This window comes from Streptomyces sp. Qhu_M48 (genome assembly GCF_051305195.1).
GTDB lineage: Bacteria > Actinomycetota > Actinomycetes > Streptomycetales > Streptomycetaceae > Streptomyces.
The window spans coordinates 1-14,589 of record NZ_CP195432.1; the positions used below are offsets into that span (position 1 = coordinate 1).

13 protein-coding genes, 1 tRNA gene and 1 pseudogene are annotated in these 14,589 nt (G+C 68.7%); 10 read left to right on the forward strand and 5 right to left on the reverse strand.

Going from position 1 to position 14,589, the window contains the following annotated elements:
- The 3 genes and pseudogenes from ACRRSS_RS00005 to ACRRSS_RS00015 all read left to right on the forward strand — a co-directional run.
- Positions 1-1,536 (forward strand): APC family permease, encoded by a 1,536-nt coding sequence (locus tag ACRRSS_RS00005; RefSeq protein ID WP_435969202.1) that lies wholly within the window; start codon positions 1-3, stop codon positions 1,534-1,536.
- A gap of 20 nt (positions 1,537-1,556) precedes the next feature.
- A complete protein-coding gene (locus tag ACRRSS_RS00010; RefSeq protein WP_435969203.1) occupies positions 1,557-3,194 on the forward strand; it encodes a flavin monoamine oxidase family protein in 1,638 nt (545 codons plus the stop codon).
- Between the two features lie 71 nt (positions 3,195-3,265).
- Positions 3,266-3,954, forward strand: a pseudogene (locus ACRRSS_RS00015) (APC family permease); the annotation flags it as partial.
- 32 nt (positions 3,955-3,986) lie between these two features.
- Here the strand turns inward: ACRRSS_RS00015 and ACRRSS_RS00020 are convergent.
- Positions 3,987-4,355, reverse strand: a complete 369-nt coding sequence (locus ACRRSS_RS00020) for a DUF6223 family protein (protein WP_435969204.1) — start codon at positions 4,353-4,355, stop codon at positions 3,987-3,989.
- Positions 4,356-4,551: 196 nt separating this feature from the next.
- Here ACRRSS_RS00020 and ACRRSS_RS00025 point away from each other — a divergent pair, with 196 nt between their 5' ends.
- From ACRRSS_RS00025 to ACRRSS_RS00035, 3 genes are read left to right on the forward strand one after another with little or no spacing between them, the layout of a single operon-like run.
- A complete protein-coding gene (locus ACRRSS_RS00025) occupies positions 4,552-5,682 on the forward strand; it encodes a sensor histidine kinase (protein ID WP_435969205.1) in 1,131 nt (376 codons plus the stop codon).
- Positions 5,679-6,362: a response regulator gene (locus ACRRSS_RS00030; RefSeq protein WP_435969206.1), complete on the forward strand. Its 684-nt coding sequence runs from the start codon at positions 5,679-5,681 to the stop codon at positions 6,360-6,362. Before ACRRSS_RS00025 ends, ACRRSS_RS00030 begins: the two co-directional genes overlap by 4 nt.
- A 51-nt stretch (positions 6,363-6,413) precedes the next feature.
- Positions 6,414-6,617, forward strand: coding sequence for a hypothetical protein (locus tag ACRRSS_RS00035; protein ID WP_435969207.1), 204 nt, complete (start codon positions 6,414-6,416; stop codon positions 6,615-6,617).
- Between the two features lie 224 nt (positions 6,618-6,841).
- Here the strand turns inward: ACRRSS_RS00035 and ACRRSS_RS00040 are convergent.
- A tRNA-Gly gene (locus ACRRSS_RS00040) sits at positions 6,842-6,912 on the reverse strand.
- A 402-nt stretch (positions 6,913-7,314) separates the two neighbouring features.
- Between ACRRSS_RS00040 and dcd the strand changes: the two genes are divergently transcribed.
- Together dcd and ACRRSS_RS00050 are read left to right on the forward strand one after the other, a co-directional pair.
- Complete coding sequence (gene dcd, locus ACRRSS_RS00045) at positions 7,315-7,890, forward strand: dCTP deaminase (RefSeq protein ID WP_351895094.1); 576 nt, start codon at positions 7,315-7,317, stop codon at positions 7,888-7,890.
- A 13-nt stretch (positions 7,891-7,903) separates the two neighbouring features.
- Positions 7,904-8,413, forward strand: a complete 510-nt coding sequence (locus tag ACRRSS_RS00050) for a phosphoribosyltransferase (protein WP_435969208.1) — start codon at positions 7,904-7,906, stop codon at positions 8,411-8,413.
- 1,159 nt (positions 8,414-9,572) lie between these two features.
- Here the strand turns inward: ACRRSS_RS00050 and ACRRSS_RS00055 are convergent.
- Together ACRRSS_RS00055 and ACRRSS_RS00060 are read right to left on the reverse strand one after the other, a co-directional pair.
- On the reverse strand, positions 9,573-10,136 hold the full coding sequence (locus tag ACRRSS_RS00055) for a GNAT family N-acetyltransferase (protein ID WP_435969209.1): 564 nt from the start codon (positions 10,134-10,136) through the stop codon (positions 9,573-9,575).
- On the reverse strand, positions 10,133-10,906 hold the full coding sequence (locus ACRRSS_RS00060; protein WP_386400850.1) for a GntR family transcriptional regulator: 774 nt from the start codon (positions 10,904-10,906) through the stop codon (positions 10,133-10,135). The genes ACRRSS_RS00055 and ACRRSS_RS00060 overlap by 4 nt, the downstream gene beginning before the upstream one ends.
- Before the next feature lie 205 nt (positions 10,907-11,111).
- Between ACRRSS_RS00060 and ACRRSS_RS00065 the strand changes: the two genes are divergently transcribed.
- A complete protein-coding gene (locus ACRRSS_RS00065; protein WP_435969210.1) occupies positions 11,112-11,540 on the forward strand; it encodes a hypothetical protein in 429 nt (142 codons plus the stop codon).
- Positions 11,541-11,575: 35 nt separating this feature from the next.
- The gene (gene repSA / locus ACRRSS_RS00070) at positions 11,576-12,955 is read left to right on the forward strand and encodes a replication initiator protein RepSA (RefSeq protein ID WP_435969211.1); all 1,380 of its coding nucleotides are present in this window, start codon (positions 11,576-11,578) and stop codon (positions 12,953-12,955) included.
- Between the two features lie 142 nt (positions 12,956-13,097).
- On the opposite strand, the gene ACRRSS_RS00075 is transcribed toward repSA, so the two are convergent.
- Positions 13,098-14,531: a recombinase family protein gene (locus ACRRSS_RS00075; protein WP_435969212.1), complete on the reverse strand. Its 1,434-nt coding sequence runs from the start codon at positions 14,529-14,531 to the stop codon at positions 13,098-13,100.
- Positions 14,532-14,589 lie beyond the last annotated feature (58 nt).

Genomic DNA, 14,589 nt, shown 5'->3' on the forward strand with positions numbered 1-14,589 from the left:
ATGTCCCACAGTCCCAGCGGTGAAGTCCACCGGCTCAAGGCCAACTCGGTCGGCTTGGTCGGGGTGGTGTTCATGGCCGTGGCCACTGCCGCGCCGATCACGGCCATGACCGGAAACCTGCCGATCGCCGTCGGTTTCGGCAACGGTATCGGGGCCCCGGCCGGATATCTCTTCGCCACCGTCGTCCTGACGGTCTTCGCCGTCGGCTACGTGGCCATGGCCAAGCGGATCACGGCTGCGGGGGCCTTCTACGGATACATCTCTCACGGCCTGGGCCGGATCGCGGGGATGGCCTCCGGGATGCTCGCCGTCCTCGCCTACATCGTCTTCGAGGCCTCGATCGTCGGCGTGTTCTCGTACTTCGCCAAGACGACCGTGCACGACCAACTCGGCGTCGAACTCCCTTGGATCCTGTACGCGGCCGCGATGCTCTGCGTCACCGCTGTTCTCGCGCACTTCGACATCAACCTCACCGCCAAGGCGCTCGGCGTGATGCTGATCGGGGAGATAGCCGTCCTGCTCGCCGTCGCGATCGCGGTAATGGTCGCGGGCGGCGGCCCGGACGGCATCCCGCTGGAACCGGTCAACCCGAAGAACGCCTTCACCGGCGCCTCCGCCGGCCTCGGTCTCTTCTTCGCCTTCTGGTCCTGGGTCGGATTCGAATCGACCGCCATGTACGGCGAGGAGTCCCGTGACCCCAAGCGGGTGATCCCGAAGGCCACCCTGATCTCGGTCGTCGGCGTCGGCCTTTTCTACATCTTCGTCTCCTGGATGACCATCGCCGGCAACGGCCTGTCCAAGTCCGTGGAGCTGTCCGCCTCCACCAACCCCCTGGACCTGTTCTTCGCACCCACCCAGCAGTTCATCGGTTCCTGGGCCGTCGACTCCTTCCAGTGGCTCCTGCTTACCGGGTCCTTCGCCTGCGGCATGGCCTTCCACCAGTGCGCCGCCCGCTACCTCTACGCGATCGGCCGCGAGGGCTTCCTGCACCCCGCCCTCGGCCGTACCCACATCCGGCACGGCTCCCCGTACGTCGCCTCCCTCGTGCAGAGCGCCATCGCGATCGTCCTGGTCGCCGCGTTCTGGCTCACCGGCCAGGACCCCTACATTCACCTCTACACCCTGCTCGCGATCCTCGGAACGATGGCGATCCTCATCGTCCAGACCCTCTGCTCCTTCGCCGTGATCGGCTACTTCCGCAAGAACCACCCCGAGGACCGGCACTGGTTCAAGACCTTCACCGCCCCCCTGCTCGGCGGGATCGCGATGAGCGCCGTCGTCGTCCTGCTGGTGGTCAACATGAAGACGGCGGCCGGGCTGGCCGCCGACTCCCTCGTCTTCACCCTCATCCCCTGGATCGTCGCCGCCGTCTTCCTCGGCGGCCTGGCCCTCGGCTTCTACCTCAAGTTCAAGGCGCCCGAGCGCTACGAGGTGATCGGCCGGATCGTCCTGGAAGACGCGACCGAGCGCACCGAGGACGCCGGCACCGACGACTGCAGCACCGAGAACGCGTCCCCCTCCGTCGCGAACGTCTGAATCCCAGGGAGCCCGCCACCATGGCCCGAACCTCCGTCATGCACGCCCTGAGGCGACTCGCCGCCGAACACGCCGCCGCCCGCCGCCTGGCCCTGCCCGCCGCCGACGTGCGGAGCATGAGCCGCCGCGCCCTGCTGGAGCGCGCCGCCGCCCTCGGCCTCGGAACCGCGCTGGCCGGCGCCGCCGCCACCGTTCCCGCCCGGGCGGAGACCGCCCCCGACGACAAGAAGCCGCCGACCGGCAACCCCCGTATCGCCGTCGTCGGCGCCGGCATCGCCGGTTTGACCGCGGCCCTCACCCTCAAGGACGCGGGCATCGCCTCCACCCTCTACGAGGCCGACCCCACCCGGGTCGGCGGCCGCATGTGGACCCAGCGTGCCCACTGGGCCTACGGCCAGACCTCCGAGATCGGCGGCGAGCTGATCGACACCAGCCACAAGAAGATCCTCGAACTGTGCCGCCGCTTCAACCTGCCCATCGAGGACTTCCTCGGCGGCGGACCGAACGGAGCCGAAGAAGTCCTCTGGTTCGACGGCACCTACTACCCCCGCTCCCAGGCCGACGAAGACTTCAAGGCCGTCTACCAGGCCCTGCGCCGAGACCTCCAGGACGCCGGCGAGGTCTCCTGGAACACCACCACCCCCACCGGCACCGCCCTGGACAACATGTCCCTGTACCAGTGGATCGAGACCCGCGTCCCCGGCGGCCACACCTCACGCCTGGGCCAGTTCATCGACGTCGCCTACAACGTCGAGTACGGCGCCGACACCGTCGACCAGTCGGCCCTCGCCCTGGTCCTCCTGATGGGCTACCAGCCCAACCCCGGCCACTTCAACGTCTGGGGCCTGTCCAACGAGCGCTACCACATCACCGGTGGCAACGACCAACTTCCGCACGCCATCGCACAGACCCTGCCCGCCGGATCCCTTCTGATGGGCCGCGAACTCACCGCCGTCAGAGCCAATGCCGACGGGACCCAAACCCTCACCTTCAACGAGTCCGGCACCACCCGCACCGTCACAGCCGACCACACCATCCTGTGCCTGCCGCTGCCCGTACTGCAACGCATCGACCTCACCGCAGCCGGATTCGACCCGCTCATGAAGAGCCTCCTGCGCGACGCGCGCATGGGCTACTGCACCAAGCTCAACATGCAGTTCACCAGCCGGCCCTGGCGCGGCGCCGGCCCCTGGCCCGGCGTCTCCGCGGGCGACTGCTTCACCGACACCGACATCCAGCAGACCTGGGACACCACCAAGGTCCAGCCCGGCAACGGAGGCATCCTGCTCCAGTACGGGGGAGGCACCCTGGCCGGCGCGCTCACACCCGCGACCCCCTTCGCCACCGAGACCGACCCCTACGTACGCGCCCTGGCCAACCGGATGCTCACCGGCATCGACGCGTTCTTCCCCGGCACCAAGGCAGCATGGAACGGACGCGCCCAACTGTCGGCCTGGCACCGCAACCCCTACTCCCTCGGCGCCTACTCCTACTGGCCCACCGGCTACCTCCACCGCTACGCCCGCTACGAGGGCACCGCGCAGGGCAACGTCCACATCGGCGGCGAGCACTGCAGCTACGACTTCCAGGGCTTCATGGAAGGCGGCGCGACCGAAGGCGAACGGGCGGCACGCGAGGTCATCACAGCGCTTACGTAGCCGGCGCCGCCAGGGGCTCCGCCACCTCCCGGTGGAGGGGCGGTGTCCCTGGCCCGCGCACCGGGGCGGGGATCTTCGCGGCCCTGGGTCCGGCGGTCGGTGCGGCCGGGTCGGGTCTGCTGCTCGGCCTGGCACTGGCGGCGGTGGTGGCGTACTGCAACGCGATGTCCTCGGCGCGCCTGGCCGCCCGCTACCCCGCCTCGGGAGGTACGTACGTCCACGGGCGGGAGCGGTTGGGCGAGTTCGGGGGTACCTCGCCGGCTGGGCGTTCGTGGTCGGCAAGACCGCCTCGTGCGCGGCCATGGCGCTGACCGTCGGCTCGTACGTGTGGCCCGGACAGGCCCACGCGGTCGCGGTCGCGGCCGTGGTGGCGCTGACCGCCGTCGACTACGCCGAGGTGCGGAAGTCCGCCTGGCTCACCCGCGTCATCGTCGCCGTGGTCCTGGCCCTGCTGGCCGCCGTGGTCGTCGCCGCGCTCAGCTCCGGCGACGCGGACACCGCCGGGCTCGGCATCGGTGACGACGCGACCTTCGGCGGGGTGCTCCACGCCGCGGGCCTGCTGTTCTTCGCCTTCGCCGGCTACGCCCGCATCGCCACCCTCGGCGAGGAGGTCCGCGATCCCGCCCGCACGATCCGGAGGGCCATCCCGATCGCTCTCGGCATCGCCCTCCCGGCCTCGTCGGTGATCTCCGGCGCCGCGGTCCTGGCCGCCGGCGCCGCAGCCTCCGCGGTACGTCGCGCGGTGACCGCCCGCAGGGCGTGACCGCGGCCGACACGTATCCTCCGCCGTGGTCAACGGGTGCTGCGGGAACGGATCAGAGCCGCCCACCCGCCCAGGACAGTGCCGGTCAGTCCCAGCAGCAGGGCCACGTAGGCCCCGCCAAGCCCGTTGCCGGTGCCGAGTCCACCGTCGGCGGTCGCCGCGACCAGAGCGCCGAGGGCCATGGCGATCAGCCCCGCGGTCACGGCCGCCGTGGCCCCGAGCGCCCCCTTGGCAATGCCGAGACGGCCATGGGGGCGGGTTACCGCGAGCACGGCGATGACCACGGCGGCCAGCCCCAGCAGCCCGCCGGTGGTGGCTCCGAGCCGCCCGACGCTGAAGTCGGTGACACCGGCGGCGAGCGGCTGGACCGAGGCGTGCGCCAGGCTACGAGCGGACATCAGGGTGCTCCTTCTCTTCCCACGACTGGATGTGGTTCGAGCATGTCGGCCCGGCCCCGGCAGGTCGTCCGGCAAGCGCAGACACTTCGCTCTACCACCGACGCGGCAGGTGCCGCCGAGCTACTGCCCCCGTGGTAGCCGCCCGCTCGTCCGCGAGCGGGATTCGCCCCCGAGGGCCAGGGGCTACGGTGCGCGCATGAACATAGGACGGGTCCGGGTTCCGGCCGTTGTCAGGGACTGGCTGATCGCAGTGGGCGTGGCGGCAGCGCTGCTGGTCACCGGTCTGTCGTCAGGGCAGCACTCCACCATGGGCCTGGGCCTGCTCGGCTACGCGCTGTTGGCCGTGGGCGGCCTGGCGCTGGCCGCGGGCCGCCGTGCTCCGATCGCCGTCCTCGCCATCACCGGGCTCTGCGCGGTGGGCTACCAGGCGGCGGGCTTCGACGTGGCCGCCGTCGCGTTCCTCTTCGCGGTGTACGCGGCGATGCGCGCGGGGCACCGCCGCGTCACGGTGGTGGTGAGCGTGGCCGTGCTGGCGGCGCTCCCCCTCGCGGCCCTCGCCTCGGGCCTGCACGACACCGGTCAGGCGTTCGCGCAGGCCCGGGGCGCCCTCCAGATCGCCTGGCTCATCGCCGCCGGCGCCGCCGGCGAAGCCCTCAGGCAGGCCGAACAGCGGGCCGACGAAGCCGAACGCACCCGGGAGGAGACCGCGCGGCGCCGCGCCGACGAGGAGCGGCTGTACATCGCGCGGGAGCTGCACGATTCGCTCACCCATCAGATCTCGGTCATCAAGGTGCAGTCCGAAGCCGCCGTCCATGTGGCTCTCAAGCGCGGCGAAGAGGTACCGGAGGCCCTCCTGGCGATCCGGGAGGCCGGCCGGGAGGCCTCCCGGGAGCTCCGCGCCACCCTGGAGGCCCTGCGCGACGACGACACCACCCCGCCGCACGGCCTCGACCACATCCCCGAACTGGTGGAACGGGCAGGCGGCCCGGGTCTGGAGACGAAACTGACGATCGCGGGACAGCGGCACGACGTCCCGGCCGCGGTGGGCCGCACCGTCTACCGGATCGTGCAGGAGTCGCTCACCAACATCGCCCGTCACGCGGACGCCACCACGGCATCGGTCCACATCGACTACCGCCCGGACGCCGTCACCCTCCAGGTCGACGACGACGGCAGGGCCACATCGGACGCCGCACCGGTCCCGGGCGTCGGACTGCTCGGGATGCGCGAACGCGCCACCGCCCTCGGAGGACATCTCCGGGCAGCACCGCGCCGCGAAGGCGGATTCACCGTCCAGGCCGAACTTCCCGTGGAACGAGCATCATGATCCGTGTCCTGCTGGTCGACGACCAGCCGCTCATCCGCAGCGGATTCCGCGCGTTCCTCGACCTCGAAGACGACATCGAGGTCGTGGCCGAGGCGTCCAACGGGCAACAAGGCCTGGAGCTTGCCAGAGAACACCTGCCCGACGTCGCACTCATCGACATCCAGATGCCGGTCCTCGACGGCATCGAGACGACCCGGCGCATCGCCGCCGACCCCGCCCTCGCCGGAGTGCACGTCGTCATCCTGACCAACTACGGCCTGGACGAACACGTCTTCGACGCACTGCGCGCCGGCGCCGCCGGATTCCTCGTCAAGGACATCTTCCCGGAGGACTTCCTGCACGCCGTACGCGTGGCCGCGCGCGGCGACGCCCTCCTCGCACCCTCGATCACCCGCAGGCTGATCAACCGGTACGTCACCCAGCCGCCCCCCACCTCCAGCGGCACCGGCACGTCTCTGGAGGAGCTGACCGGCCGCGAACGTGAAGCAGTCGTCCTGGTCGCGCAGGGCCTGTCCAACGACGAGATCGCGACCCGCATGGTGATCAGCCCCCTGACCGCGAAGACCCACGTCAACCGGGCCATGACCAAACTCCACGCCCGCGACCGCGCCCAACTCGTCGTCCTCGCCTACGAATCCGGCCTGGTCACCCCACGCAGCTCGCCACCCCACGCCGGGTAGATGCGCCGCACGGCTCGTACGCGGCTGTGATGTGCAAGGCCAAGAGCTCGGATGCATCGCAGATCTCGCCCCCGCATCAAGCTCGCGGGCAGCCTGTCCCTGCTGGTGTCCCTGCCCACGATGCTCGTCGCGTTCGCCCGCTACAGCCGCGACGGCGGTTTCGCCGTCCTCGGCGCCGACCTGCGCTTCGCCGGACTCATGGCCACGGGCTCGATCGCCGGCGCGCTCCTCGGCGGGGACTCCTACTTGGGGTGATCCCCGCCCTGGTCCTCACCCCCGCGCTCGCGGTCATCCTGCTGATCTCAGCGGTCAAGGCCCCCCGCCACGACTGACCGCCAGGGGCCCTCGGCCAAGCGCCTCTTTGGGAGAGCGAATTCGCGCGGGTGCCGCGGCTCGTGGCTCGGGGCACGCGGAGGGAAGGGCCGAGAGGTCTAGGCAACGACGAAGCCCCAGGTCGCTGACCTGGGGCTTCGTTCAAGAGCGGATGACGGGAATCGAACCCGCGCTATAAGCTTGGGAAGCTCATGTTCTACCATTAAACTACATCCGCACAGCGGCCGGATGAACCGTGCCGCATGGTTGCACACTGTACCCCATGCGCCACTCGAGCCGAAGTTCGTGCCTCGGCGTGTGCGGAGTGCCGTCTGGAGGGTGTCCCCTTCATCCCCTAATGTGGCTGCTCGTCCACCACATGTGTAGGGGAAGGGACTTGATGGGTCCGATGGAGCGCACCGTCGTCCGTTGTGCCGAGGGGCATGTGTTCAGTACCGCTTCGTTCCCGCTTCAGCAGCTCGGGGCCGGGCGCATCGGGCCGGGGCGGCTCATCCGGTGTCCGCGGTGTGCGCGGCTGCGGCATGCGGTGCCGGTGGAGTCCGGGCGGCGCTGACGGGTGCCAGGGGCGCGGGACCCTGCCGATTGGGGCAGGTCCGCGCCCTCTGCGTATCGTGGGGGCGTGCTTCTCTCAGACAAGGACATCCGGGCCGAGATCGATGCCGGACGGGTGCGCATCGACCCGTACGACGAATCCATGGTGCAGCCCTCGAGCATCGACGTGAGGCTTGACCGCTTCTTCCGGGTGTTCGAGAACCACCGCTACCCCCACATCGACCCCGCCGTCGAACAGTTCGACCTGACCCGTGAGGTCGAGCCGGAGGGGGACGAGGCGTTCATCCTCCACCCCGGCGAGTTCGTGCTCGCCTCGACCTACGAGGTCATCACCCTCCCGGACGACATCGCCTCGCGGCTGGAGGGGAAGAGCTCTCTGGGGCGGCTGGGTCTCGTGACGCACTCGACCGCCGGGTTCATCGACCCGGGGTTCTCCGGGCACGTGACCCTGGAGCTGTCGAACCTCGCCACCCTGCCGATCAAGCTCTGGCCGGGTATGAAGATCGGGCAGCTGTGCCTGTTCCGGCTGAGCTCGCCCGCCGAGTTCCCGTACGGGAGTGAGCGGTACGGCTCCCGGTACCAGGGCCAGCGGGGGCCGACGGCCTCCCGCTCGTTCATGAACTTCCATCGGACCCAGGTGTGAGGCGGTCGCAGGCATGAGTGAGGTACGCGAGAACCTGACGTACGAGGGCTTCGGGCGCGCCATCCGCGAGCTGGCGCAGACCGTCGCGGACGACGGTTACGAGCCGGACGTCGTGCTGTCGATCGCCCGCGGCGGGGTCTTCGTCGCCGGCGGTCTGGCCTACGCCCTGGACTGCAAGAACATCCACCTCGTGAACGTGGAGTTCTACACCGGCGTCGGCACCACGCTGGAGATGCCGGTCATGCTGGCGCCCGTGCCGAACGCGATCGACTTCAGCGACAAGAAGGTCCTGATCGCCGACGACGTCGCCGACACCGGCAAGACGCTCAAGCTCGTCCACGACTTCTGCGTCGACCACGTCGCCGAGGTCCGTTCCGCCGTGATCTACGAGAAGTCCCACTCCCTCGTGAAGTGCGAGTACGTGTGGAAGAAGACCGACGAGTGGATCAACTTCCCCTGGAGTGTCTTGCCTCCAGTAAGTAGGTCGGGCCAGCCGATCAAGGAGAACAAAGAAGCCCTCTAGGGGGAAATCCTGGCGGGGGCGCACATTCGTCCGCACCGAGTGTCACTGCCGCCAGATATGCTTCTGCCGTCCACTTCCGGTCCATCCCGAGCTTCGGACACCAGAGCCGAAGACCCCGTGAGGGGTTAGCACGACCGGACTGGAAGTGTGACATGGCAGATCTGCGGAAGTCGGATGAGCCGGACCGCGATCATCGTCGGAACCTTACGAGGGCCGAGGTGGTGATCGCGATTCTCGCGGCAATCTCGGCGATCGCAGGCTGTGTGGAGCAGTTCGCGCGATAAGTGCGACAGAAGAGGAGCCGGACGAATGGCGGGCCCAAGAGAAACGGGTCCGACCGTCTGTTACTCGGCCGGACCCGCTTCGGTAACTCCACGCACGAGCCCGGTTCTGGTCTAGCCACCAGAGCCGGGCCTCCGTGCTGGAGGATCTAGGCACAGGGCTTCCTCGCGAAGATCGCTGGGGCCAAGGCACTTGGCCAACCCTCTCGTGCCTACCCACTATAGCTGTCTAGCCTTAGCTAGCCCTAGTTAGCCCCGCGAGCAGCTAACTGCCTCTTAACCACGAATAGCGTTTTCAGGTGACGTTTCCGCTGGTCAGGGGCTCGGGTCGACCAGTTTTCCGGTCATCCCGAATGTGCCTCCAAAGCCCGCCAAATGTGCTATGGGCGATGCAGGCGGTGTGCACCGATAGGTGTCCACACGACACGCTCATCAACCACGGTGATAGCTGTACCGACGCGGAGCGACCACACCGGCCTCTGCCACCTCGCGGCAGCAGCTGCTCCCCGCCCGCCCCTTCCCGGTGGTGCGGTCGCCTCACGCTCCCGTAATCCGTGACGGCAGGGGTACGGCGCCCCGCTCCCCTCAGGCCCGGCAGTCGGCCGGCCCCGCGCAAGAGGCCACCCCTCCCTCGCCGCTGGCCGTCTTTTGGACGCCCCTCTTGGCCGCAGTCGGCAGCGCTCGTGGCTACGCGTGCCATGTGACGGTTGCCGTGCTTGAAGGCCTGCTTTGGCTGCCCATCAGCCCGGGCTGTCAGGCGTGCGTGCCGCCGGGCGGGGCCGCCGCTGGCGAAGACAGTGGCGGCGGCCCCGCCGTAAAGGCGGCGCGCTCCCGCGCCGTGCGCGGGTCTTGATGAGGTAGAGAAACCTGTAACAGGCTCACTCTTCGATGGGCTGCGGACTCGGCGTCTCGTCTGTCAAACCGTGGTCAGTCGGCTGCGCCGGACGTTGTGCAAGCCATCCTGATACACGTGGTCCGCCGTTGACGGCGCTGCCTTCGAGGACGGTCCGGACATGCTCAAAACCCTGCCCCAAGTAGTAGCGCTGAAGGGCTGTGTTCGTCGTCCACGCATCGAGCCGGAGCCACTTCGCCGACGACTGGCAGGCACGGTCTCCCGCCCAGTCGAGCAGCCTGCCGCCGAGGTTCTTCCCTGCGTACTCGCGGGCCACCGTGAGCTTGTTGACGAACATGGACGGCTCGCTCAGTTCTTCCTCCGACCACAGACCGTCTTCCGCTTCGGGCGTCAGGGTGATCGTTCCTGCGGTGTGCTCGCCATCGCGGAGCATGAACACCGTCCCGGCCTCGATCGTCGCCAAGAGCTTGTCAGCCGGGTATGGACGGCGCCACTGATCGCTGCCTAGCTTGCTGAGCCAGGACGCCGCTTCCGTGCGGAACGCGAGGAGCCGAGACAGGTCGGCGGGGATGGCGGGGGTGATTCTCACTGAGGCTCGTTCTCGCTTCGGGCGGACAGGTCGCCGATCTCGTAGTTCATCCGGTTCAGGTCGCCCCGGAAGGTCGTCACGGTGCAGCGGATCGGACGCTCAGTCGAGTAGCCCGTTCGGGTCCACAGGAGAACCGGAACCCCTGCACCGATCTCCAAGAGGCGGGCCTCGTCGGGGGTCGGCATCCGGGTCGCGATCTCATCCGCGTAACCCACCTGCTCGATTCCAAGGCTCGCCAGGTACCGGGTGGTCCCCTCGGCAATGTCTCCGGGCTCGGTCAGCCGGGGTGCCATCTCCACGAGCCAGTCCGGGTAGTGCGTGGCCTGAGTGGACCACGGCACATCGTCAACGAATCGGTGGCAGAACCTGAGCACCGCGCGCGAATCGACTTCGACCTTCAGTCGCTCGGCGATGTACGCGGGTGCGGTCGTCAGCTCGACCCGGAAGGTCTGGTGCGGCCGGCGCCCTGCGTTCGTGACGTCCGTGGAGTACGCGTCGCCGTTCTGCGGGAAGGTCAGGTTCTCGAACCGGGATGCGTTGAGCTCGAAGACTTCGTGCTCCCGCACTTCGTACCCAAGCCCCTGGCTGGACGTGATCAGTCCCTCGCCGACCAGCAGGCTCAGGCCGGAACGGACCGTGTTCCTGGAGGCATCGAAGCGGGCTGAGAGTTCGGCCTCTGAGGGGAGCCGCGCGCCGGGTCCGTAGGCGCCACTGTCGATCTCACGACGCAGGGCGTCGGCCACCTGTCGGTACTTCGGCTGCTTGCTCATGGGTCCATCATGACGCACTCAGTCAACTTGTTGGTACATGTAAGCGCAAAGTGCTTGACGCCCCACGGCGACGGGTGCAGCATCATCTCTATCAACTTGTCCCAACAAGTTGAGCAAGCGGGCCAAGAGGCTCGTTGTGCAGCTAGGGAGCGGCCACCTACCGCCAAGCAGTCAGCCGCTCCCCAGACCCTCAAGGGGCGTACTCATGATGCCTGCCACCCTGACGCTCGTGCACTCCGGACGGATCTCGGTCCGGGACCTGTCGAACATGGAACGCTCCGTCGCGCTCTACGCCTCGGACATGCCGACGTCGTACCGGTATCGCAGGGGCGACGACGCGAAGCTGTGCGACTGGATCGTCCAGGGCGCGGCTCGGCTGGGGCTGGAGGAGCTGTACCGGTCGGCCGCGTTCACCAGCGGGTACCTGAGGCTGTGGGTCGAGGACGAGGCCGGGCCCCGCCACACCGCTGCTCACGTCGCTCGCTTCCCTGTCGAGAAGCGGTTCCACCTGACGCAGCGTATGGCCTCCATGGTCTCTCTCGGACCGGTGCCGGGGGTCAGTGCCGCCGCTATGGAGCGTTCCGACCGGCCGATGTTCGAGACCGCCGATATCGCCCTGGCGGTGGCCGCGTGACGCAATTCCCCGTTGCCCCGGCCGCTGTCGCTCCCATGGCGGCGGCCCTCGGGCAAGACCCCCTCGCCCTGGCCGACCTTCTCCGGGTCGCCAACACCCCCGGCTTCGACCGCTGGCGTGAACAGATCCGGCGTACGGGGGGCTGCTCGGATCCGATCCACCTGTCCGGCACCACCGTCACCCGCGACCGCCGCACGGGCGATGTCCTGTACTCGTACTCGACGGCCGATGAGCCGGGTGGCCGGTTACGGGTCGCCTGTGGCAACCGCCGGGCCTCCCGCTGTCCCTCGTGTGCCTGGACGTACGCGGGGGACACGTACCACCTGATCCGGGCCGGGATCACGGGCGATGAGCGGAAGAACGTCCCCGCCAAGGTGCGGGACCACCCCCGGGTCTTCGCGACCCTGACCGCCCCCTCCTTCGGCCCGGTGCACAACCGCCCCGCTTCCGGCCGCTGCCGCTGCGGTACCGCCCACGCTGAACACGACCCCGCGCTCGGTACGGCCCTGGACCCGGCCCGGTACGACTACGCGGGCGCGGTGCTGTGGAACAACCACGCCGGACATCTCTGGCAGCGCTTCACCATCTACCTGCGCCGGGAGATCGCCGCCCGCGCCGGGATCACCCAGGCCGCGTTGAAGGAGTCGTGCCGGGTGGCCTTCGGGAAAGTCGCCGAGTTCCAGAAACGCGGCGCGATCCACTTCCACGCCGTGGTCCGCCTCGACGGCCCCGACGGCCCCGACACCGCCCCGCCTGCCTGGGCCTCGGTCACCTTGCTCGACGATGCGATCCGCGCGGCTGCCGCCCGGGTCGCCGTCACTGTTCCGGCCGCCGGCACCTACCCCGAGCGGACTTTGCGGTGGGGCAGTCAGGTGGACGTGCAGCCGATCGGCGCGCTCGGCCGGGAGGAGCTGACCGAGCAGGCCGTCGCCTCCTACGTCGCCAAGTACGCCACCAAGGCCGCCGAGACGACCGGCACGGTGGACCGCCGTATCGGGGAACCGGCGGAGCTGGACCGGCTCGACGTTCCCGAGCACACCCGGCGCCTGATCGAAGCCTGCTGGACCCTCGACGGCGCCTATCCGGGCCGGATGCTGGCGCGCTGGTCGCACATGCTCGGCTTCCGGGGCCACTTCTCCACCAAGTCCCGCGCCTACTCCACCACCCTCGGCGCCCTGCGCCAGACCCGCGCCGACTACCGCGCCGCTCAGGAGCGACGGGAGCGGGGCCTGCCGGACCCGGACGACGACCCGGAGGGCTCCATCCTCGTGATCGCCCACTGGAGCTACGCCGGACACGGCCACACACCCGGCGAGTCCTGGCTCGCCGCCAGCATCGCCCGCGACATCCGCACCAACCGAGACACCGCACGTGAAGAACTGGCTGGAGGTGTGCTTGATGAGTACGGCAGTTAAGGAATCAAAGGCTCGTCAGGAACAGACGGCGGCAGAGGTCCTCACGACGGAGGAGTGGATCCGGATCCACCTTCGGCGGGCTCCTGAGCGGGATGAGGAGTGGGTTCGTCGGGCGCTCACACTCCAGGGGCGTGCCTGAGCATCATTGCCAGACTGGTTCGACCAGACTGGGGTCAAAAATGCGACGCCCCCGGCCAGCCGGGTGGATCATCACGGCGGTGAGGCTATGCAGCACGATCTCTCGCTGTCGCTCGATTGGGAGATCGAAGAACTCTCCCTCAGTGAGATCGGCCGTCTTGCCCTTAGCCTCAGCCTGCTTCTGTTCCTTGTAGAAGCGGGCCCGTTCCAGTTTCAAGGCGTCCCGCTCGCGTTCCTTGCCGGGAAGCAGTTGCAGGAGCGTGGAGACAGTGATCGTCTTGGCCTTCTCCGCCTCGATGAGCTGGGCAATGTCGAGGAGGAGCGATTCCAACTCCTCTTCTTTGGTCCAGCGTTCCTCAGTTGGCACGGTCGTTGTGGCGGCCTTCTCCCGTTGCTCCTGGAGCACGAGGCGGGCAATGAGTCTGTCCACTGGCTCACCGACGCGGCCGACCTTGCCGCATCCGCCGTTCACCTTGGAGCACTGATAGGTGTACTGCGCGCCCTTGGATCCCGGCTGCCACTTATGGTTGACCTGGCCCCGGATCTTGCTCTTGCACAGGCCGCAGCGGGCGATCCCAGAGAGCAGGTACTTACGCGCGAGGGTCTGGCCGGCCTTGCTCTGCTTGCGCTCGGAGATGGCCGCGCAGACCGCCTCCCACTCCTCCGGGGAGTTGATCGGCTCCCACTCGCCCACGACAGGCTTGCCGTCCCCGCCGTGGAGGATCTCGCCGTGGTAGGTCCGGTACCCGGCAAGCCGTGGATTGGTCAGGATGTGTTCGACGTGGTGGTGGGCCATCCGCTTGGTGCCGGCGCGAGGGTTCCCCAGCCCCTCTTCCTGCCACCTCGTACGGATGGTGCCGATGCGGACCCCGGCGAGCACTTCCTTCTGTGCCGCGCGGATGTGCCGTGCCGCTTCGGGGTCCACCTTGTCGCGGTCGTCCTTCTGCCACCCGTACGGTGCCGGGCCGCCGTTGCTCTTGCCCTGCTGGGCCAGCTCCAGGTGCTTGCGCTTGAGCCGTCGTGACGTGTCGTGCGACGACTTGTTGGCGAACGCCACCATGATCCGGGCCATGGTCCGGCCGTCCGCCGTGCCGAGGTTCACGTCATTGGTGACGGTCGCGAACTCCAGCCGCGGGCGATCGTCGTAGATCTCGATCAACCGCTCAAGGTCTTGGGGTTGGCGGGCGAGGCGGTCGAGGTCGTACGACACCACTCCGTCGATCAGGCCGGCCTTCAAGTCCTTGAGCATCAGCTCGAACTCTTCGCGGACGACGTTCCGCTTGAACGCGGACACGTCGTTGTCCTCGTAGACCTTCACCGGCAGCCAGGTGCGGAGGTCCGCCAGGCGCTCGCAGTCCGTCCGCTGGCGGGCGACGCCCAGGGCCTCGCCCTCGTCGTCGCGCGAGATCCGCGTGTAGATGCCCACCTTGCGCGCCATGATCGGGGCCTCCCCTGCCTGCGACCTGGTCCGTCTGTACCGCAGCAGGTTACTACCG

Excerpts from the sequence above, each read along its gene's own strand:
- ACRRSS_RS00075 (WP_435969212.1), bottom strand. The coding sequence starts at position 14,531 with ATGGCGCGCAAGGTGGGCATCTACACGCGGATCTCGCGCGACGACGAG.
- ACRRSS_RS00060 (WP_386400850.1), bottom strand. The coding sequence starts at position 10,906 with ATGAGCAAGCAGCCGAAGTACCGACAGGTGGCCGACGCCCTGCGTCGT.
- repSA (WP_435969211.1), top strand. The coding sequence starts at position 11,576 with ATGGCGGCGGCCCTCGGGCAAGACCCCCTCGCCCTGGCCGACCTTCTC.
- ACRRSS_RS00005 (WP_435969202.1), top strand. The coding sequence starts at position 1 with ATGTCCCACAGTCCCAGCGGTGAAGTCCACCGGCTCAAGGCCAACTCG.
- ACRRSS_RS00010 (WP_435969203.1), top strand. The coding sequence starts at position 1,557 with ATGGCCCGAACCTCCGTCATGCACGCCCTGAGGCGACTCGCCGCCGAA.
- ACRRSS_RS00020 (WP_435969204.1), bottom strand. The coding sequence starts at position 4,355 with ATGTCCGCTCGTAGCCTGGCGCACGCCTCGGTCCAGCCGCTCGCCGCC.
- ACRRSS_RS00065 (WP_435969210.1), top strand. The coding sequence starts at position 11,112 with ATGATGCCTGCCACCCTGACGCTCGTGCACTCCGGACGGATCTCGGTC.
- ACRRSS_RS00050 (WP_435969208.1), top strand. The coding sequence starts at position 7,904 with ATGAGTGAGGTACGCGAGAACCTGACGTACGAGGGCTTCGGGCGCGCC.
- ACRRSS_RS00025 (WP_435969205.1), top strand. The coding sequence starts at position 4,552 with ATGAACATAGGACGGGTCCGGGTTCCGGCCGTTGTCAGGGACTGGCTG.
- ACRRSS_RS00035 (WP_435969207.1), top strand. The coding sequence starts at position 6,414 with ATGCATCGCAGATCTCGCCCCCGCATCAAGCTCGCGGGCAGCCTGTCC.
- ACRRSS_RS00030 (WP_435969206.1), top strand. The coding sequence starts at position 5,679 with ATGATCCGTGTCCTGCTGGTCGACGACCAGCCGCTCATCCGCAGCGGA.